Source organism: Paraburkholderia sp. Cpub6 (assembly GCF_014201065.1).
Lineage (GTDB): Bacteria > Pseudomonadota > Gammaproteobacteria > Burkholderiales > Burkholderiaceae > Paraburkholderia > Paraburkholderia tuberum.
Window position 1 is genome coordinate 1 of sequence record NZ_JACHDM010000040.1, and the last position, 18,497, is coordinate 18,497.

Consider the following 18,497-nt stretch of genomic DNA (forward strand, 5'->3'; position numbering starts at 1 on the left):
AAGGCTGCACTGAACCGCTTCACGATCCAGTTCGAAGAGCGGCTGGTGCCGGGTTAAACCTCAACCCGTTTACACAAAATTCCGGACACCCCCGCACGATCCTCGCGATCGGCAAACTCCAGCCTGATTCTCTGTTTGCGACTTTACGTCAACCGTCGACCCTTATCTGCAACGGAGATGCCGCGAGGTTCGATTAGTCAATCAGCTTGTTAAGTGTTCGAACCGCAACTTCCAATGCTGCGCGCTCTTCGCGGCTCGTCTTCTTGATCAACTGATCTGTAAGCCATTGCGAACGTGTGGATCGTTCATGGGCGGTCTTTGCTCGCCCTTTATCGGTCAGATCCACGACGTAAGCGCGGCGATCTTCAGCATCCTGCATCAAGGTCACCAACCCTTGTTCGACCAGCTTCATTACGATCAGCCGCATAGTCTGATGAGTCACCGCCCTGCGCACGGCGAGGGTCGAAATACTGACAGGGCCCGAGCGTTCCAGCAGCGAAAGTGTCTCGTTCTGCGCGTTCGAGTGCGTACCACTTTGCTCGCGGACGACCTTAACGAGACGGCTCACGACATCGCGAATCGATTCACCTAGAACTGCGGCTTCACTGGTGCGGATGGTAGGACGGTTCCGGTCTGCCTGGCTCATTTCGGGAGCACTGACTGTCTGTGAAGTCGCGCAACGACGGCAGCAAGCGTATTGACGCCCCAATGCTCGACGTATTGTCCGTCCCGAATGCGGACGATATCGATTACATCGATCGAAATGTTCTCTCCGGTTGCCTCGACGCCCAGCAGTGGCCCGACATGTTTGCCGGAAATCGATTTTCGCGTAGTGACTTTGTCACCATCGCATAGTTGCTCATGAATGTGGACTTGCATGCCTTCAATTGCTGGGCGTAACACGGAAGTAAACGTCGCCCACATTGTTTCGGCGCCTTGCATCGCCTCATTCGGCACTGACCAGTTGACGAAGTCGGGCGCCATCAGAGCCTCGAAGCATTCTCGATTGCCGTCACGGATCACTTCGTAATTGAACCGCTCGACGACAGCTTTGGGATCGTTGCTGTTCATGCCTGTCCTTCACTTTTCAGAAATTCGTTAAACCTCTCGGGAGGGTATGTATAAATAATATACAGTAATGCTGTATATTTCAAGCGAATGAATCCCCGGCCGGTCTGCGCACGGCCGATCTGATCGACCGTTCGATGTCTGATGAACACGGGAACTTGCTACTGCGGCTGAGCGACCGCTTTGGAGAACGTTGGCTGACCGAAGCGGGTCGATGCCGGCCTCTCGTTGCCACGCACGCCGCTCGCTCAACATACGCAATCACCGATCCAGGCACGACGCCGACAGCCACGTCGGTCCCGCCGATGCCCCACCTTTCTGGCCTAAAATATCTCAAAAGAGCATCCGCCCGGGGGCATCATGAAAGCACTTATCGTTGCTGCGACATTGACGGCTGGCTGTTCCCTCGCCTACGCGCAGACTTACCCGCAGGGAGCGCTGGCTGACCAAAGCATGGGGGCCTATAGAGCGCAATTGGAAGCGCAGAAGCAACAGATCGAACTCCAGAACGAACAACTCCAATTACTGAAACAACAGCGCGACCTGGATTTGCTGAGGCAGCAGCGCGAACTGAATTCGCTGAGACAACAGCGCCAATTCGACTTGCTGAGACAGCGGCGCTAGATCGCTGTGAGGCGCGGCACCCGCCTCAAGATCCGGTTGGCAACGGCCATTGCAGCGCCGAACGCTCAGTCTGTGTGGCGCCACTGGAGGGCATCAGGCGTTGAAGTCCTATACGCAAGTAAAGCATTCCTGCTCGCACCAGCCGAACGTCGCGACCGACATCGTGTTCGAAGCGGGGAAGAACTGCTTGTCATATCGATCGAGGGCGGCGGGGCGGATCAGCGCAAATGTCCCCGCCGAAGGTCGCTCTCGCGCGCGGCGACCGCTCACATGACGTGGACGAGATTAATGTAACTGCTTCTTCAGATCGCTCAGTTCGGCGGGGGATGGGCAAAAATAGCCTTCCACCTCGCCCCGACGGCCATAGCCATAAGTAAAGCGGACCCATCATCGGCTTTTTTATTGCTTTACCCGCTCCTCGTTCTAACCGACAGTAACCTCAGCGCGCCGCCACGGCAGCTTGCAGCCGAAACGCGATTGATCAGTGCTGACGGCTACCGACGACAATGATGACCTGCATTGCAGCAAATCTGCGGGTCCGGGAGACGAGACGATGAGTCATGTGGAAGCTTAATCAACTATCGGCTTACGAAGTCAGGGCCATTCACTTCGGGCAACGCACGGCCGGCCCGGCCATGGGCATATCACTTTGCCGCTATCTCTGTTAATGACGCTGGATTTATTGCGTCATCGCGATGCACGCCTGCAGGGACCGCTCGAACAGGTGATGCCTAACTGGGAATTAACGAACACCGAAAACTATACCGCTCCGGCAAGTTTCACCATTCCCAATAGCAAAGATATCGATGTCTGGTTATCAAAATTATCAGAAAGACAAGGCATCGAGATGAAGACTTCAATTAATGATTAGATCCCGGATTGCTTTTTATATTTAACCGACATTCATACTGGATTCGATATGTCCAACCATGTGATTTTGCCGCGCATCCTCCAGGTCGGCGCCAACGCCAGCGAGACAGTTCCCACGGTTCTGGCGACTCTCGGCTGCAGTCGACCTCTGATCATCACCGACAAGATGATGGTGCAGCTGGGCTATGCCGGGCGCATTCAGGAAAATCTCGCCGCCAATGGCGTGACAGCCGAAATTTTCGCTGATACGGTCCCCGAGCCCACGGTTGACTCGATTCGAGCTGGCGTGGAGAAGGCTCGCGCAGGAGACTACGACAGTATCATTGCACTGGGCGGCGGCAGTCCGATCGACAGCGCCAAGGCGATTGGCATTCTTGCCAGGCATGGTGGAGAAATGCGCGACTATAAGTTTCCGCGCATTGTTACCGAGGTTGGGTTGCCCATTATCGCGGTGCCCACCACTGCGGGAACCGGCTCGGAAGTGACCCGTTTCACGATCATCACTGACGAGCAGAACGACGAAAAAATGCTCTGTGTGGGCATCGGCTTCATGCCCGTGGCAGCCTTGGTCGACTACGACCTGACCCTCAGCCTGCCGCCGCGCGTCACCGCCGATACGGGTATTGATGCGCTGACCCACGCGATCGAAGCCTACGTCAGCCAGAAAGCCAACCTGTACAGCGACAGTCAGGCCCTGGCGGCCATGCGCTTGATTGGCCCCAATCTGCGTAAAGCCTATCGATCCGGCCAGGATACAGCCGCCCGCGAAGCCCTGATGCTCGGTTCGACGCTCGCCGGTGTGGCGTTCTGCGCTGCGTCCGTGGCGCTGGTACACGGCATGAGTCGACCGATCGGCGCTTTTTTCCACGTTCCCCATGGGCTGTCCAACGCCATGCTGCTGCCCAGTGTGACCGCGTTCTCGATCCCGGCGGCGGAAGAACGCTACGCTGATTGCGCTCGTGCCATGGGCGTGGCCGACAGGCAGGACAGTACGCAGGCCGCCAACGCCAGGTTGCTCGCTGAATTGCGGTCGATCAACGCTGACCTTCAGGTGCCGACGCCCGAACAATTTGGTATCGACCGCGAGCGCTTCTTCAGCTTAATGCCGACCATGGCACAGCAGGCTCTGGCCTCTGGCTCGCCTGGCAATAACCCACGCGTGCCCTCGGTCGCGGAAATGGTCGAGCTCTACCGCGGTCTCTGGTAAGCGAATTCCCCCTCAAAAAAACCGCATCTGACCTGTCGAAGTGACGGTCATTCAGATGCAACGACAACTCTTGACATCGGAAGGCAAAACCCTATTCCCATCGCCCGTTTTTGCGGCACTCAGAACCTGTTCCAATCCCAGCAAGGAGTATGAAATGCAGCCCTTCAACGACGACGCAGACGTGGTTCACTTCATCAACGGTCGCCGCGTGCCTGGCTCAGGCACTCGAAAGCAGCCGATATTCAACCCCGCGACCGGTTCTCCTGCACGCATGGTGCACCTCGGCGACGCGTCCGACGTAAGTGCCGCAGTAGCGTCAGGGACACGGGCATTCCAGGGATGGAGCAATACGCCACCCATCCGTCGCGCGCGCGTCATGCGCCGCTTTCTCGAACTGATGAACCAGCACAAGGACGAGCTGGCAGCGATCATGACGGCCGAGCATGGAAAAGTGTTCAGCGATGCGCAAGGCGAAGTAGCACGGGGCATTGATGTGATCGAGTTTGCCTGCGGCATTCCGCAGTTGCTGAAGGGTGACCATACGGAACAGGTGTCGACCGACATCGACAACTGGACGACCCGGCAACCGCTCGGCGTTGTCGCGGGAATCACGCCTTTCAACTTTCCGTGCATGGTTCCTTGCTGGATGTTTCCGATCGCGATCGCCGCAGGCAATGCGTTCATTCTGAAGCCCAGCGAGCGTGATCCCTCAGCGTCGCTCTACATGGCCCGCTTGCTGCAGGAAGCCGGGTTGCCTGACGGAGTGTTCAACGTCGTGCAAGGGGACAAGATAGTCGTGGATGCTCTGCTCGAACATCCTGACGTAAAAGCGATCAGTTTCGTCGGTTCGACGCCGATTGCCAACTACATCTACGAGACGGGGGCAAAGCACGGAAAACGGATCCAGGCGCTTGGCGGAGCGAAGAATCACATGGTAGTGATGCCCGACGCTGACATTGATCAAGCCGTCGACGCTTTGGTCGGCGCAGGCTACGGCTCCGCGGGTGAACGGTGCATGGCGATCTCGGTCGCAGTCCTCGTAGGCGACGTTGGGGACAAGCTGATTCCGCGGCTCGCTGATCGAGCACGCTCCGTAATAGTAAAGAACGGCATGGAGGCCGACGCCGAGATGGGGCCGATCGTCACACGTCAGGCGCTGGAGCGCATTGAAAACTACATCGCGATTGGCGTCGAAGAAGGCGCGTCGCTGGTTGTCGATGGACGTGGCCTCAAAGTTCCGGGGCACGAGGAAGGCTTTTTTACCGGTGCCACGTTGTTCGACCACGTCACACCCGAGATGCGCATCTATCAAGAGGAAATCTTCGGACCGGTGCTGTCCTGCGTCCGTGCGAAGGACTTTACAGAGGCCGTCGACCTGGTCAACGCGCACGAATTCGGCAATGGCGTCGCCTGTTACACTCGCGACGGACACATCGCGCGCGAGTTCGGCCGGAGAATTGAGGTTGGAATGGTTGGCATCAACGTACCGATCCCGGTACCGATGGCGTGGCACGGATTTGGCGGCTGGAAGCGTAGCTTGTTCGGTGACACGCACGCGTATGGCGAGGAAGGCGTCCGGTTCTATACGCGTCAGAAGTCAATCATGCAACGCTGGCCGGAGAGTATCGAGCAAGGTGCCGAATTCGCGATGCCGACGGCGAGGTAGTCTTTCCACTGCAAAACCCGCTACAGCTCCCGTGCTGCCACATCCCGGCACGGGAGAGCACACCACCGGTCCTGAAGTCGCAGACCTTCAAATCCGAACGGAAGCGCCCGACATCATGCACTGCGGCGAATGTCGACAACCGTTCGACCGCTCAGCTTTCCATCCATCATTTGCACGGCTGCCTCCGGCACGTCGTGCAACGCTATCAGGTGCGTGAGTTCGGCGAGCTTTGCTCGATCCAGATCCGCAGCGAGCCGACTCCACGCTATCTGACGATGAGCGATCGGACACATGACCGAGTCGATGCCCAGCAGTTTTATACCGCGCAGAATGAAAGGCGCAACGTTCGCCGGGAACTCCATGCCTTGCGCGAGACCACATGCCGTTACGGCGCCGCCATGTTTCGTCTGTGCGCATGCGTTGGCAAGCGTATGCGAGCCGACAGAATCCACAACCGCCGCCCAGCGCTCTTTCTGCAACGGCTTGCCGGCTGTCGACAGCGTGTCCCGATCGACCACATCGGCGGCGCCGATACGCCTCAGAAAATGCGCCTGCTCCGGCTTGCCCGTCGATGCCACGACCGTAAATCCCCAACTGCTCAATAGCGAGATTGCCACGCTGCCCACACCGCCGCTCGCGCCGGTCACGAGGACTTCACCGTCGGCCGGCTTGACACCGGCCTGTTCCAGCGCAAGGCAGGATAGCATCGCCGTGTAACCGGCCGTCCCGATTGCCATGCTTTCGGCCGTAGATAGTCCCTGCGGTACCGCAATCAGCCAGTCGGCCTTCAGGCGGGCTTTCTCTGCGAGGCACCCCCAGTGTGTTTCGCCGAGGCCCCATCCGTTGACGAGGACAATATCGCCCGCTTTCCAGCGAGAATCTGTCGATGTCACCACCTCGCCGGCGCCATCGATACCCGCGACCATTGGCCAGGCGCGCACGACCGGACCGCGGTTCGTGACCGCTAGCGCGTCCTTGTAGTTAAGCGTCGAGTGCGCGATACGAATGAGCACTTCGCCGGCTGCGAGGGGATGCTCATCGAGGGTTCGGTCATCGAGGCTGGTAACCCCGGCCGAAAAACCGTTGTCATTGTGCTGCAAATAAAGGGCTGAAAAAGCCATGCTTGTCCTCTCTGACGGTGAACGCAGGCGGGCAGGCAAGGCGAAATGGTACATCCGGACAACATAAACCATGCAAGGATGTACCACTACGCCCGATGCCTGACGGCTTGCACAGGAACAGGGCGACAGGTGCCGCGGCAAGCGATGTCACGTCGCTATCTGTCGCGCCGCGCTTCTGGACCTCAGCCACTCCATCGTCACCAGAAGCAGGCTCGAAAATACAATCAGAATTGTCGCAAGGGCAGCAATCGTCGGAGTAATGTTTTCCCGGAGGCCGATGAACATCTGCAACGGCAATGTACCTTGTGTCGGACCCGCGATGAACATCGTGATGACGACATCATCGAGCGACGTGGCGAATGCAAACAGGGCTCCAGAAATAACGCCCGGCGCAATGATGGGCAGGGTGACGGAGAAGAACGTCGTGACGGGCGACGCACCGAGGCTCAGGCTCGCGCGCACGTAATTCTGGTTGAACCCGGCAAGGGTGGCGTTGACAGTGACCACCACGAATGGAGCAGCGATAGCGGTATGACCCAAAATCAGACCAAGGTACGACCCGGCTAACCCCCACTTCGCAAAGAACAGATACATCCCGACGGCAGTGACGATCACCGGCACGATCATCGGCGAGATCAAAATGCCGATCAGCGCGCCCTTGCCTTTGAACGTCGCCTTGTTGAGGCCCAACGCGGCCAACGTCCCGAGGACAGTGGCCAGGATCGTGGCAAGCGGGGTTACGATGAAGCTGTTTTTTCCGGCACGAAGCCAGTCAATGGACGTAAACAGATTGTGGTACCACTTGAACGAGAACTTGTGTATCGGATAGACCAGGAATGTATTGTCCGTGAAAGAAAGCGGGATGATCACCAGTATCGGCAAGACCAGAAAAAGCAGGATCATGACATTGGTCGATCGCAAAAAGTAGTGCCACGCGATCTCGGGGGCCGATGTATAAGGTGCAAAACGCGATACGGTCGTTTTCATGGTCCTAACCTACCTTCAGTTCGTTGCCGACGATCTTTCGATAAACACCGAACAGTATCAACGTCACGAGAAGCAGAACCGCTCCCAGTGCGCACGCCATCCCCCAGTTCAAGGCCACATTCGTGAAATAGGCGATGTAGTAGCTCACCATCTGGTCGCCGGCTCCGCCCAGCAATGCCGGAGTAATGTAGTAGCCCAAAGCCGTGATGAATACCAGCAGTCCGCCGGCGCCGACTCCTGGCAGCGTTTGCGGAAAGTAGACCTTCCAGAACGCGCCGAACGGGTGACTACCCAGCGAGATCGCTGCCTTCGTATAGCTGGCTGGCACCGATTTCATGACGCTGTACAGCGGCAGAATCATGAACGGCAGGAGGATATGAGTCATCGAGATCAGCACCCCCGTCCGGTTGAACAGCAGTGTCAATGGAGACGATATCAGGTCCAGCGACAGCAACGCCTTGTTGACGAGGCCCGATCCTTGAAGGATGACAATCCAGGCGGAGATCCGCACGAGGATCGAAGTCCAGAAGGGAAGGAGCACCAGGATCATCAGCAGATTTGCCTTACCCGCCGGCAGACTGGAGATCCAATATGCCAGGGGGTAGCCGAGGAGCAGCGCGGCGAGCGTTACCAGGCCGCTAATCACGAACGTTCGCTTGAATACCTCCCGATATGCCGAGGCGCCTGGATCAACCGGAACGATGTCACCGGCAGAATTGCGACGGAAGTCCATCGTCGCGAGGAGATACTGGCTTGTGTATCGGGATGAATCTTTAGCGATGACCTGCCAGTAACCGGGATCTTCCCAACGCCTGTCGATTTCGATCAGCTTTTGTCGAATCTCGTGCGCAGGCAGCGCTGAATCATCGTCGCCGAACGGAAGTGCGCTCGAAGTCTTGTAAAACAACGAACGGAAACCCGCCTTCTGGCCGTTCAGTCGACCGGCAGCGGTACCCGAACTGTTGTTCCCGCCGTTGCGCTCGATATCCAGCATCAGCCCGCGAAAAGCGTCATCCGGAACTGCCGATTTCCGATCCCAGTTTCGCAGCGCCGCCGTCGTGTGTGGCAACGCGTCAACGACTTCCGGACTCTGAATCGACCGTGAAATCATGGATGCAACGGGCATCACGAATACCAGAAAAATGAAAATAGCAAGGGGAGCGACCAGCGCCAGCGCCGCCATTTGCTTACGTAAATTCACGTTCCTAAGCGATCGCTTGAGCTCACGCAAATGCCAATCCTGCTGCTGAGTAGTTACCGCGCTCATGTCTCTCTCCTTCGCGTACGCATGCGTTCGAGCGATGGGTACGCGATTCGCGTTATTTCGCTGCCCACGCGGTGAAACGCTGTTCCAGCCCGTCGCCGTGGTCGGTCCAGAACTCTACGTCGTTGGGGATAGCGGTTTTGCCGTTCTTCGGCGAGTTAGGCAGGTTTTCAAGAATGGCTGCATCGAGCAACTTTAAAGCGTTCCTGTTGGTTGGCCCGTACGGAATGTGCCGCGCGAACGCAGCTTGAGCCTGAGGTTCGAGCACGTAGGCAATGTACTTCTCGGCTGCATCCTTATTTTTCGAGCCCTTCGGAATCACGAAAAAGTCCAGCTCATAGATGCTTTGGTCCCACGAGATACCCAGGTTCTTGTTCCCTGCCCGCATTGCGGCGTCGATGCGGCCGTTATACGCGGTGGACATCGAAACGTCACCGGCGACCAGGAACTGCGGCGGCTGTGCGCCAGCCTCCCACCACTGAATGTGTGGCTTGAGCTCGTCCATCTTCTTGAACGCCCGATTGACGCCAGCCTCCGTGCCCAGCACGGTGTACACGTCTTTCGCCGGAACGCCGTCTGCCATCAGTGCGAACTCGAGGTTATAACGCGCCTCCTTCTTCATGCCACGCTTGCCAGGAAATTTCTTGACGTCCCAAAAATCCTTCCAGCCCTGTGGCGTTCCCTTCGTCAGCGTCGGGTTGTATGCCAGCACGGTCGACCACACGAATGTGCCGGCAGCGCAGGGAGTCACCGATCCAGGCACCAGATCACCCTTTTTCGCGATTTTCGACCAGTCGAGCTTCTCGAAGAGTCCGTCCTGACAGCCGCGTCCGATGTCTGCCGACTCGACTTCAACGACATCCCACGTGACATCTTTGGCGTCGACCATCGCTTTGACTTTGGCCATTTCGCCCGTGTACTCAATCGCAATCGTCGGAATACCGCTCGCTTTCGAGAACGGTTCAACCCAGGCAGCCTTCTCGGCATTCCCCACGGCGCCACCGTAATTGACCGTCGTAAGGCTGTCGGCCAATGCGAAAGCGGAACAACACATCATGGCAGCCACGCCTACCGTATTTCTAAAAAACCTCATTTCGTTCTCCTTGGCACAAGGTGATTTCGCTACGCGTGGTCAATTGAAAACTCTTAGATGATCCTCATGAAACGACAACGCGATTCGATTTCCCGGTTGGACATGGGCCGCCCCGTCCTGCCCGAGCGGAACTTTCACGAAACACTCTGTTTCTCCGGGGCAGCGGCAGCGTAGCCGGACGTGATCGCCGAAGTAGATCATCCCAAGCGTTTCGCTGTTGATGACATTGCGCTGCTGTTCGGATTGCCGTCCGATCGAGAGCCGCTCGGGACGGATCACCCCTGTGGCGTGGCTACCGACATTGAGCCCGGCAACATTCAGCGCACGTACGGTCGTACCGTCTGCAATGCGCAACTCGCAATAATTACCATCCCGGCTTACGACGGTGCCTTCCACCCGGTTACTGTCACCAATGAAGTTGGCTACAAACAGATTCCTCGGCGATTCGTAGAGCGAGTCGACCCGGTCGAGCTGTTGGATCACCCCCTGATCAAAGACCGCTACTCGATCAGACATCGTGAGCGCCTCACCTTGATCGTGTGTGACGTACACAAAGGTCAGGCCAAGAGATTCGTGCAATGCCTTGAGCTCTATCTGCATGTGCTCGCGCAGCTGTTTGTCCAGCGCGCCAAGCGGTTCGTCCATCAGCACAAGCTTTGGGTTGAACACCAACGCACGCGCAAGCGCCACTCGCTGTTGCTGACCGCCTGAGAGCTGACCTGGCATTCGCTTACCCAGCTTTTCCATGTGGACCATCTCGAGCGCCCGCTTGACGCGCGCGGCCCGCTCGTCTGGCGGCATCTTGCGAACCTTGAGGGGATACTCGAGGTTCTGTCCGACGGTCAGGTGTGGAAAGAGTGCATAGTTCTGAAATACCATTCCAATGTCGCGTTTATGCGGCGGAATACGATTAAGTAACTGACCATCCAGCCAGATTTCTCCATCGGTTGGGTATTCAAACCCGGCGAGCATCATGAGACAGGTGGTCTTTCCCGAGCCAGACGGACCAAGCAAAGTGAGAAACTCCCCCTTCTGGATGTCGAGATTCAGGTCTTTGACGACGAGTGTTTCTCCGTCGTATGTCTTCCGAACATTGCGGAAGCTCACAAATGTATTGCCCTGGTCTTGCATGATCGTTACCCTCAATGTCTTTCGGTGCGGAAGGCACCTGGCAGCGCAGGCGGTAGTGCTGTGTCTGCAGATCGGCTGCGGCGACAGGGAGGCGCACAGGGTACTTCCTTCCCCGTGCCTCGCCATGGGCGTTTTCGCGCCATGTGCTGCGTAGCTCGATTGAGGTTCTCGATAACGATTTCTGCGCCTCGCCGGGTGTTTTCGGTACCCGGGAGCTTGCGGTGTCGTACGTGCATCTTCGTCTCCAATCTTATAAATATTCGAACACCCCTTCGCGACAGCCTTTTTTCTTCCAGGGTGCTTGCTGCTATCGGCCGCGCCCACACATCAGCGGAGCGGTCGCGATTTGTTCCGGCTTGCCCGCAACGGTGACGTGTTCAGCTGGGCAAGTACTCCTCGCTCCAGCTTTCGCCGACCGCCCCTCGCGCAATCAACGTCGCAATCTGGGTATCGCTGTAGCCCATCTTGCGCAGAACCCCTCGGGTCGAGGCACCAAACTTTTCTGCTGGCGCCAGTGCGCGGATCGGAGCAACGTGAGGGCGAATCGCAAAAGGATCGAGTTGGATGACGCGTCGTCCACTCGGATGCTCGGCATACACACTGAATGAATAGCTGGCGTTATCGATACCCGGACGATTGTCTGCAGGGCGGCTGTAGCGTTGGCGCAAGTTGTCGATATTGTCCGGAATGGCTGCCGCCACATTGGCCGCTTGCAACCGCGTCTGCCAGGTTTCGGCGGAGGCCGTGGCGAACGCGGAGCTGAGAAACGCTGCGGGATCTGCCGCGTCGCGGATGCCCGTCAGCCCCTCTACGGCGTTTAGCTTGTCCAGTTCCTTTTCGCTGGCGTCCACATACAACCAGTCATCCGCGGCCCGAAAGAAGCGTGACAGGTTGCCAAAGCCCTGGGCGCTACGGCCGGAAGGCTCATCGAACGGGGCCCGCCGTGGGTAGTCGTAGCAGAAGGGAATCTGCACCAGGTTGCCGAGCGATGCCAGGGAGGTCCGGGCACGGCTGATCTGGCCGGTTCTGGCTTTGCGATATAACGCGGCGCCAACGCCGAGCGCTGCAGCGAACCCGCAATTCACGTCAATGGTTCCGACGTGAGCGTGTTCCTCTGGCGTTGCCATGCCGCCGCCGAAGCGCAGCATGATGCCGGTGCTGGCCTGGATCAAGTCGTCGTAACCGAGATAATCGGTCCGCGGGCCGCGACGCGGTCCCCCAAAGCAATCCAGTTGACAGAAGATCACGCCAGGGTTGACGGCCTGGAGACTGACTTCGTCAAGACCCAAAGGTGCCAGTTGACGATCCGGTGCATTCATCACGATCACATCAACCGAACGAACCAATTGGTTAAACACCTCGCGTCCGTCAGGGTGGTTCAGGTCGACCAGGACGCTTTGCTTGCCGCGGCCCGAAGACATGCCAAAGACCACTGTGTTCCAGGGATCATAGTTGGGTGTTACGGGGTCGAGCTTGATAACCTCGGCGCCGAACCGGCCGAGGTAGGAGGTCGAATGCGGACCCGCGATGACATTGGTCAGATCGAGGACACGCACACCGTCAAGCCAGCCGCCAACATGCTGTTCAGATGGGGGCGGCAGTGCCGTGGGCCCGCACTTATCCAGGATGGCCAGGGCTTCTTTGAGACTCACCGTGCGGCGTGAGTCGGGCGAGAGCATCAAGTCGGCACTGTCTTCCAGCCAGGCGATCGCGCCGGGCTGTTTCATGTTGCCGTACTGGTGGTCGTCGACATCGACCACCAGACCCGCGGCGTTGGCGTGCTCGTCGTGCAACCACTCCTGAGTCGAGCGGTGGGGCGCACCGGGAAACCGGCCTTCGCCGAAAATTTTTTCCCACTCGGTCGCTGTCCTGGTCAGGAACACCTCCTTCATGCGTGCCGAAATGCGCCGTGCCCAATGGTCAGGCAACGGGTAGACACCGAGTGAGGCGTCCCCCTCCCACTGAGAGATAGGAAGGTATGGGTCGCTCACTGTCGGCAGCCCGGCAGATAGCGTTTCCTCGTACAAGCCCATCGCCTGAAGGCAACGCCTGGCGTGCGAGCGGTGTGACGGGCATACCGCATAGAACTTGCGACCGTCCGCGCACTCGTATGTGCGGTAAAAGGGGTCGAGGTATTCTTGCAGTTCTTCGTAGCTGAGGTTCATCGGAAGATTTTCCGACCGCCGCCGCTCAATTTCCTTTTCGCGCAAGGTCTTGTAGCGTTCGGGATAACCGTCGATCTTGATCGAGTTGTAGGACAGCCCCTCCATCACCGCCGCGGCCAGAGGCACCTCGATCTGATCACCCACTCCCGTGCGCTCCCGCGCTTGCAGGGCGAGTGCCACCGCGGAGACAGCCAGCATGGTGCCGTAGGACGAGGCTAGCGGCAGCGGCGAAAAGCTCGGGTTTATCCCCATCAGTACGCGGTTCTGACCCATATCGGTGAATACCCCGGAGGCCGACGCAATAATCGGTTCGAGGGCGCGCCAGTGACGACGCAACTGGTCGTTGCTGGCGAAGCCAGGGATGGACAGCGTAATGAGCTCGGGCCTTTGACGACGCAGCTCGGCGAAGTCCAGGCCCAACCGGGTCATGACGCCCGGCCGGAAGTTCTCGATCACGATATCTGCACGCGCGATGAATGCCATGGCCGCCTCGAGCCCCTGCGCGGACTTCAGGTCAAGCTTCAAGCAATACTTGTTGCGGTTCAGTACGGCATTGGCCGGGCTGTCCCAAAGCGGCCCAGCAGGGGGGTCGATGTGAATGACGGTGGCGCCGAGATCCGCCAGGATCATCGCCACGGCCGGGCCGGCGATGTACTGGCCAAAGTCGATGACTTTCACGCCGCTAAAAGGCAGTTGATCATGCTTTCCCATGGCTCACCGACTCATCTCCAGGACCTGCAGATCTTCCGAAACGCAGGTCATCATTGTGGTGGGTCGCCGCCAGCACCAATCAACCGCATTTCGAATGCGAGGCGAGGGGCCTTGGCGACGAACTGGGGATCACTGTCGGATACAACGGGGAGCCGGTAAAGCAATAAAAAAACCGAGGATGGGGCTATTTTATTTATGGCTGAGGCCGGCGAAGTGAACGCGCCGGAAAATGACCAGTCGATCACTGGCAGCCCGGCGAAATGGACGTGCGATGTCAACCTGCCTGATCAGTTTCGCGCACGCCCCTCCTGAGCCTTCGCACTCAACCAGGCCACGAACGCCGCGGCATCAGGGTTGACGATGCTGTGAGGAGAATAGACCAGGTAGAAAGCTTCACTGGTCGTAAGCCGGGATTTGAAAGGCGCTATCAGTTGCCCGGTGTCCAGCATCGACTGGACCAGCGACGAGCGCGCCAAGGCCACCCCTTGACCAAGCTCGGCCATTCTCAAAGCAGAGATCAAGGTATCGAACTGCATTCCCTTCGAAGAGTCGACCTGTCCCGCGCCTGCTTTCTTCAACCAGTATCCCCAGCCCTCCTCGTAGCCCAGGACGTGAAGTAGTTCGTGGTAACGGAGATCCTTCGGAGTAGCCAGTGGCGCCTGTTCGGAGGGCAAGAATGGGGCGCAGACCGGCAGCAACGTATCCCAGGTCAGCCGCTCGGACTTGAGTCCCGTCCATTCTCCATGTCCATAGCGGATTTCCATATCGGCTTCGACGTCGGTCACGCTCGAATCGCCCCCCCATATGTTGCTGGTGATACGCAGATTGACCTCGGGGTGGCGTTCACGAAAGTCGGGTAGGCGCATTGCCAGCCAATGGGTAAAAAACACCAGGCTGACCCGAACGGTAAGGACTCTGCCGTGACCTTGCCCGAAGATCTCTTCAGTTGCGGCCGCCAGTCGCTCTACGGCCTCGTGGACAACCGGCAAATAGGCTAGCCCGGCCTCAGTGAGCTCGAGTCCTCTTGGCAAGCGCTTAAAGAGGACTGCCCCCAACTGCGACTCGAGTCCCTTCACCTGTTGGCTTACCGCCGCCTGGGTCAGGCTCAACTCTGTCGCCGCATGGGTGAAACTGAGATGCCGGGCAGAGGATTCAAATGCGCGCAACCAGTTAAGCGGAGGTAATCGTTTTCTCATTCTGCAGACCGTTTGACTAAAGCTGTCCGACTTCGTGGATTAGTTGCGTGTTGCGACAACTCAGGATCCACTAGACCCGCGGACGCGGCGGCGTTCCCTGGCGTCGACGAGTGCGTACGCACTCCAATTGGGCAATCGAACATATGTTAGCGCGGAATTTCGAGCACTCTGAAATGACAAGCCTGGTGGGGCGGTTTCAAGAGCGTTCTCACAGGCACTCGCACGCCCGCGAGCATAAAAAAACCTTGAGGTTGCAACAAGAATCTTTGGCTTTGACGGGCGGCGCGCGCCCCTTAGACTGGCTTCGCAATCATTCGAACCTCAACGGTCACGATGCAAACCACTCCCCCGCAACTCAAGGTCGACGTCTGGCGCGGTAACGACGAAGGCAGCTTTCAGCGCTTCGACGTGCCGCGCATGGAAAGTCAGACCGTGCTCGACGTGGTGATCCACATCCAGCGCCATCTGGATGCGACGCTGTCCTATCGCTTTGCGTGCCGGGTCGGCATGTGCGGTTCATGCGCAATGACCGTCAACGGCCGCGCGCGATGGACCTGCCGCACGCACGTCACCAAAGTCATGAAGCACGCCGGTGACGTGCTCGAAATCGCGCCTCTCAATCACCTGCCCGTCATCAAGGATCTGGCGACGGATATGACCGCCTTCTTCGACAAATGGCGCGACGCGAAGGGCTATTTCAAGGGCGAACACACGCGTCACGAACCTGCCACTTGCGTCGATCCCGCCTCCGCCGAACGCAAGGCGGCCGACGCTGGGATTGAATGCATTGGCTGCGGTGTCTGTTATGCGAGCTGCGACGTCGTCGCATGGAACCCCGACTATCTCGGACCCGCCGCGCTCAACCGTGCGTGGACGCTCGTCAACGACGTACGCGACATCCAGCAGCAAACCCGCGTCGCAGCCGTCTCCAACGACGCAGGCTGTCATTCGTGCCATACGCTCGGCTCGTGCACCGAACGGTGTCCCAAGTCGCTGCAGCCGACGGCCAGCATTGCTGGCCTGAAGCGGCTTCGCGGCCATGCGCCGAAAGGAGACCCGCGATGATGAGCGGCTGGCGGTTGCAGCGCCTGTCGGCGATGGTGCTGACCTTATGCGTGGCCGTCCATCTTGTCACCATGATTATCGTCGTGCATGGCGGGCTGAGCGCGGCGAACGTGATCGCGCGTCTGCACGGCAATACGGCGTGGGCGGTGTTCTATTCAGTGTTCGTGCTTGCGTCGTCCGCGCATGTGCCTGTCGGGTTGAGAAGGATCGCCGAGGAGTGGCTCGGCTGGCGCGGGCGCAGCGTCGGGGTGGCGAGCGTGATCGTCGGCATTGCGTTGGCGATTGCCGGTCTGCGCGCGGTCTTCGCGCTGGTAGGAGGGCCGCAATGAGCGACATGGCACGCGCAGCGAAACCAGCAACAGACACGAACCACGCCGGACACCGCACCCCTGGCCGGCGCGCCGACTCGCGCGCGCGCAACCATCCCGCGTGGTGGGCCTTTCTTGTGCACCGTCTGTCCGGACTCGCGCTCGCCTTCTTTCTGCCGCTGCACTTCTGGGCGCTCGGCACCGCTTTGCACAGCGCAGCATCGTTCGAGTCGTTTCTCGCCGTGACGAGGCAACCCGCCTTCGTATTCGCCGAGTGGGGCCTCGTCACGTTGCTGGCCGCGCATCTGTTCGGCGGCGTGCGCATTCTGCTCATCGAATACCGGCCATGGAGCGGTTTGCGCAAGAACCTGATCGCGGCGACAGCGGGCGGCGCATTGGTCATCGGGCTGGCGTTTGCGCTGTCGCTCACGTCGTGAACGCACGGTCCCCCGACGGAGATTCATCAATGGACATGCAGCAGATCGAAGAGGTCGCGAAGCAGTTGTACATACGCGCGCTGAAGCATTTGCCGCCCGACATCAAGGACGGTATCGCGCGCCTCGAACGCGCTGAAACCGACGACACCGCGCGCCGCGTGCTGGGCACCATGCGCACCAATATCGCAATTGCCGAAGATCAGGACAACCTGCTGTGCCAGGACACCGGGCTGCCGATCTACAACGTGACGATCGGCACGGGCCTCGCGCTCGACGGCGTCGCGTTGAAAGCAGCGATCCGGCGCGGCTGCGAACGGGCCACGCGCGAGCATCCATTGCGCTCGTCGGTCGTGCATCCGTTGACGCGGAACAACGAACATTCGTCTTGCGGCGTGCTGATGCCCGCGATCCATATCGACTTCGACTCGACAGCCGACACGCTCGTGATCGAAATGATTCCGAAGGGCAGCGGTTCGGAAAACAACTCGTTTCTGAAAATGGCGATTCCGGCGGAAGGTGTCGACGCGATCAAACGCTTCGTGATCGACTGCGTGGTCGATGCGGGCGGCAAGACGTGTCCGCCGACGATTGTAGGCGTGGGCATCGGCGGTACATCGGATCTGTGCGTGTGGCTCGCCAAGCGTGCCGCGACGCGCGCGCTCGGTACGCATTGCGACGATCCGGCGGCGGCCGCGCTGGAGGAGGAACTGTCGGCCGCGGTGAACCGCCTGGGCGTCGGCCCGCAGGGGCTCGGCGGCGACGCGACATCGTTCGCGGTCCACCTCGAACTGGCTGCGACGCATATCACGATGAATCCGGTTGCCGTGAACATGCAGTGTCATTCGGCCCGCCGCGCGCGCGCCACGCTGACGCCGGCGGGCGTCGAGTACGGCTACTGACACGCGGGCTGTCCGCATCGGCACGCACACCGTCAAGGAACGATCGATGACTCATCACACGCTGTCCATGCCCGCTAGCGAAGCGCAGATTCGCGCGTTGCGCACGGGCGATACCGTTACGTTGACAGGCACGCTGTTCGGCATCCGCGACGCCACGCAGATCCACATGTTCGACCGTGGCCGCACGACTCGCTTCGATCTGCGCGGCCATGCGGTGATTCACACCGCGCCGAACGTGCGCAAGGTGCCACGCTCGGACGCACATCCGGCGGGCTACGAGCCCGTCTGCGTCGGCACGACGACGTCCGCACGCATGGAGCGCTTCACCGCGGCGCTGATGGCGCAGTACGGCGTGCGCATCGTGATCGGCAAGGGCGGGCTCGGGCAGGCGTCGAGCGATGCGTTCGCAAAATACGGCGGCGTGTATCTCGCGATCGTCGGCGGCACGGCGGCGCTGGAGACGACATGGATCGAACAGATCGAAGACGTCGATCTCGACGACCTGAACCCCGAATCGCTATGGCGCTTCAGGATCGGCGAATTCGGCCCGCTACTCGTCGCGATGGATGGTCACGGCGGCAGCGTCTACACGAAGGTCCAGCAGAGCACGCGTGAGCGGCGCGAAGCGGTGCTCGCGTCGCTGGGCATCAGAAGCTGAACGAACGCAGCGTCGTTCATCACGGGA

At 59.2% G+C, this 18,497-nt stretch carries 19 protein-coding genes; 10 read left to right on the forward strand and 9 right to left on the reverse strand.

Annotated elements, in window-relative coordinates:
• Window positions 1–197: hypothetical protein (locus HDG33_RS37050; RefSeq protein ID WP_221311631.1), on the forward strand; the 197-nt coding region annotated here is incomplete at its 5' end.
• Here the strand turns inward: HDG33_RS37050 and HDG33_RS34400 are convergent.
• On the reverse strand, window positions 194–646 hold the full coding sequence (locus tag HDG33_RS34400; RefSeq protein ID WP_184040147.1) for a MarR family winged helix-turn-helix transcriptional regulator: 453 nt from the start codon (window positions 644–646) through the stop codon (window positions 194–196). The two genes, HDG33_RS37050 and HDG33_RS34400, sit on opposite strands and share 4 nt — an antisense overlap.
• Window positions 643–1,071 (reverse strand): ester cyclase, encoded by a 429-nt coding sequence (locus HDG33_RS34405; RefSeq protein WP_184040150.1) that lies wholly within the window; start codon window positions 1,069–1,071, stop codon window positions 643–645. The genes HDG33_RS34400 and HDG33_RS34405 overlap by 4 nt, the downstream gene beginning before the upstream one ends.
• A 357-nt stretch (window positions 1,072–1,428) precedes the next feature.
• Here HDG33_RS34405 and HDG33_RS34410 point away from each other — a divergent pair, with 357 nt between their 5' ends.
• The 4 genes from HDG33_RS34410 (at window position 1,429) to HDG33_RS34425 (ending at window position 5,435) form a co-directional block, all read left to right on the forward strand.
• On the forward strand, window positions 1,429–1,692 hold the full coding sequence (locus HDG33_RS34410; protein WP_184040153.1) for a hypothetical protein: 264 nt from the start codon (window positions 1,429–1,431) through the stop codon (window positions 1,690–1,692).
• 667 nt (window positions 1,693–2,359) lie between these two features.
• Complete coding sequence (locus tag HDG33_RS34415; RefSeq protein ID WP_184040156.1) at window positions 2,360–2,563, forward strand: hypothetical protein; 204 nt, start codon at window positions 2,360–2,362, stop codon at window positions 2,561–2,563.
• Between the two features lie 48 nt (window positions 2,564–2,611).
• Window positions 2,612–3,769, forward strand: a complete 1,158-nt coding sequence (locus HDG33_RS34420; protein WP_184040159.1) for an iron-containing alcohol dehydrogenase — start codon at window positions 2,612–2,614, stop codon at window positions 3,767–3,769.
• Window positions 3,770–3,923: 154 nt separating this feature from the next.
• The gene (locus tag HDG33_RS34425; protein ID WP_184040162.1) at window positions 3,924–5,435 is read left to right on the forward strand and encodes a CoA-acylating methylmalonate-semialdehyde dehydrogenase; all 1,512 of its coding nucleotides are present in this window, start codon (window positions 3,924–3,926) and stop codon (window positions 5,433–5,435) included.
• Window positions 5,436–5,548: 113 nt separating this feature from the next.
• On the opposite strand, the gene HDG33_RS34430 is transcribed toward HDG33_RS34425, so the two are convergent.
• The 7 genes from HDG33_RS34430 to gcvA all read right to left on the reverse strand — a co-directional run bounded on the left by HDG33_RS34430 (window position 5,549) and on the right by gcvA (window position 15,103).
• Window positions 5,549–6,556 carry an MDR family oxidoreductase gene (locus HDG33_RS34430; RefSeq protein ID WP_184040165.1) on the reverse strand — a complete coding sequence of 336 codons (1,008 nt, stop codon included), beginning with the start codon at window positions 6,554–6,556 and terminating at the stop codon, window positions 5,549–5,551.
• 147 nt (window positions 6,557–6,703) lie between these two features.
• Window positions 6,704–7,543 (reverse strand): ABC transporter permease, encoded by an 840-nt coding sequence (locus tag HDG33_RS34435; RefSeq protein ID WP_184040168.1) that lies wholly within the window; start codon window positions 7,541–7,543, stop codon window positions 6,704–6,706.
• A gap of 4 nt (window positions 7,544–7,547) precedes the next feature.
• A complete protein-coding gene (locus HDG33_RS34440) occupies window positions 7,548–8,810 on the reverse strand; it encodes an ABC transporter permease (RefSeq protein WP_184040171.1) in 1,263 nt (420 codons plus the stop codon).
• 52 nt (window positions 8,811–8,862) lie between these two features.
• Window positions 8,863–9,900, reverse strand: coding sequence for an ABC transporter substrate-binding protein (locus HDG33_RS34445; protein ID WP_184040174.1), 1,038 nt, complete (start codon window positions 9,898–9,900; stop codon window positions 8,863–8,865).
• A gap of 39 nt (window positions 9,901–9,939) precedes the next feature.
• Entirely contained in the window at window positions 9,940–11,031 is a 1,092-nt protein-coding gene (locus tag HDG33_RS34450) for an ABC transporter ATP-binding protein (RefSeq protein WP_090805787.1), read from the reverse strand.
• Between the two features lie 377 nt (window positions 11,032–11,408).
• Window positions 11,409–13,907, reverse strand: a complete 2,499-nt coding sequence (locus HDG33_RS34455; protein ID WP_184040177.1) for a CoA transferase — start codon at window positions 13,905–13,907, stop codon at window positions 11,409–11,411.
• Between the two features lie 287 nt (window positions 13,908–14,194).
• Window positions 14,195–15,103: a transcriptional regulator GcvA gene (gene gcvA / locus HDG33_RS34460; RefSeq protein ID WP_184040180.1), complete on the reverse strand. Its 909-nt coding sequence runs from the start codon at window positions 15,101–15,103 to the stop codon at window positions 14,195–14,197.
• A 333-nt stretch (window positions 15,104–15,436) separates the two neighbouring features.
• Here gcvA and HDG33_RS34465 point away from each other — a divergent pair, with 333 nt between their 5' ends.
• Genes HDG33_RS34465 through HDG33_RS34485 form a run of 5 tightly spaced genes read left to right on the forward strand, consistent with a single transcriptional unit; the run spans window position 15,437 to window position 18,470 of the window.
• Window positions 15,437–16,168 carry a succinate dehydrogenase/fumarate reductase iron-sulfur subunit gene (locus tag HDG33_RS34465; protein WP_184040183.1) on the forward strand — a complete coding sequence of 244 codons (732 nt, stop codon included), beginning with the start codon at window positions 15,437–15,439 and terminating at the stop codon, window positions 16,166–16,168.
• Window positions 16,165–16,497 (forward strand): succinate dehydrogenase, encoded by a 333-nt coding sequence (locus HDG33_RS34470; protein WP_184040186.1) that lies wholly within the window; start codon window positions 16,165–16,167, stop codon window positions 16,495–16,497. Before HDG33_RS34465 ends, HDG33_RS34470 begins: the two co-directional genes overlap by 4 nt.
• Window positions 16,494–16,913: a succinate dehydrogenase, cytochrome b556 subunit gene (gene sdhC / locus HDG33_RS34475; RefSeq protein ID WP_184040189.1), complete on the forward strand. Its 420-nt coding sequence runs from the start codon at window positions 16,494–16,496 to the stop codon at window positions 16,911–16,913. Before HDG33_RS34470 ends, sdhC begins: the two co-directional genes overlap by 4 nt.
• 29 nt (window positions 16,914–16,942) lie before the next feature.
• Window positions 16,943–17,812, forward strand: coding sequence for a fumarate hydratase (locus HDG33_RS34480; RefSeq protein WP_184040191.1), 870 nt, complete (start codon window positions 16,943–16,945; stop codon window positions 17,810–17,812).
• A 46-nt stretch (window positions 17,813–17,858) separates the two neighbouring features.
• Window positions 17,859–18,470 (forward strand): fumarate hydratase C-terminal domain-containing protein, encoded by a 612-nt coding sequence (locus HDG33_RS34485; protein WP_184040193.1) that lies wholly within the window; start codon window positions 17,859–17,861, stop codon window positions 18,468–18,470.
• The last annotated feature ends 27 nt before the right edge of the window (window positions 18,471–18,497 follow it).

Bases quoted from the DNA above. Each gene is read 5' to 3' on its own strand.
- HDG33_RS34400 (WP_184040147.1), bottom strand. From the start codon at position 646: ATGAGCCAGGCAGACCGGAACCGTCCTACCATCCGCACCAGTGAAGCC.
- HDG33_RS34405 (WP_184040150.1), bottom strand. From the start codon at position 1,071: ATGAACAGCAACGATCCCAAAGCTGTCGTCGAGCGGTTCAATTACGAA.
- HDG33_RS34410 (WP_184040153.1), top strand. From the start codon at position 1,429: ATGAAAGCACTTATCGTTGCTGCGACATTGACGGCTGGCTGTTCCCTC.
- HDG33_RS34415 (WP_184040156.1), top strand. From the start codon at position 2,360: ATGACGCTGGATTTATTGCGTCATCGCGATGCACGCCTGCAGGGACCG.
- HDG33_RS34420 (WP_184040159.1), top strand. From the start codon at position 2,612: ATGTCCAACCATGTGATTTTGCCGCGCATCCTCCAGGTCGGCGCCAAC.
- HDG33_RS34425 (WP_184040162.1), top strand. From the start codon at position 3,924: ATGCAGCCCTTCAACGACGACGCAGACGTGGTTCACTTCATCAACGGT.
- HDG33_RS34430 (WP_184040165.1), bottom strand. From the start codon at position 6,556: ATGGCTTTTTCAGCCCTTTATTTGCAGCACAATGACAACGGTTTTTCG.
- HDG33_RS34435 (WP_184040168.1), bottom strand. From the start codon at position 7,543: ATGAAAACGACCGTATCGCGTTTTGCACCTTATACATCGGCCCCCGAG.
- HDG33_RS34440 (WP_184040171.1), bottom strand. From the start codon at position 8,810: ATGAGCGCGGTAACTACTCAGCAGCAGGATTGGCATTTGCGTGAGCTC.
- HDG33_RS34445 (WP_184040174.1), bottom strand. From the start codon at position 9,900: ATGAGGTTTTTTAGAAATACGGTAGGCGTGGCTGCCATGATGTGTTGT.
- HDG33_RS34450 (WP_090805787.1), bottom strand. From the start codon at position 11,031: ATGCAAGACCAGGGCAATACATTTGTGAGCTTCCGCAATGTTCGGAAG.
- HDG33_RS34455 (WP_184040177.1), bottom strand. From the start codon at position 13,907: ATGGGAAAGCATGATCAACTGCCTTTTAGCGGCGTGAAAGTCATCGAC.
- gcvA (WP_184040180.1), bottom strand. From the start codon at position 15,103: ATGAGAAAACGATTACCTCCGCTTAACTGGTTGCGCGCATTTGAATCC.
- HDG33_RS34465 (WP_184040183.1), top strand. From the start codon at position 15,437: ATGCAAACCACTCCCCCGCAACTCAAGGTCGACGTCTGGCGCGGTAAC.
- HDG33_RS34470 (WP_184040186.1), top strand. From the start codon at position 16,165: ATGATGAGCGGCTGGCGGTTGCAGCGCCTGTCGGCGATGGTGCTGACC.
- sdhC (WP_184040189.1), top strand. From the start codon at position 16,494: ATGAGCGACATGGCACGCGCAGCGAAACCAGCAACAGACACGAACCAC.
- HDG33_RS34480 (WP_184040191.1), top strand. From the start codon at position 16,943: ATGGACATGCAGCAGATCGAAGAGGTCGCGAAGCAGTTGTACATACGC.
- HDG33_RS34485 (WP_184040193.1), top strand. From the start codon at position 17,859: ATGACTCATCACACGCTGTCCATGCCCGCTAGCGAAGCGCAGATTCGC.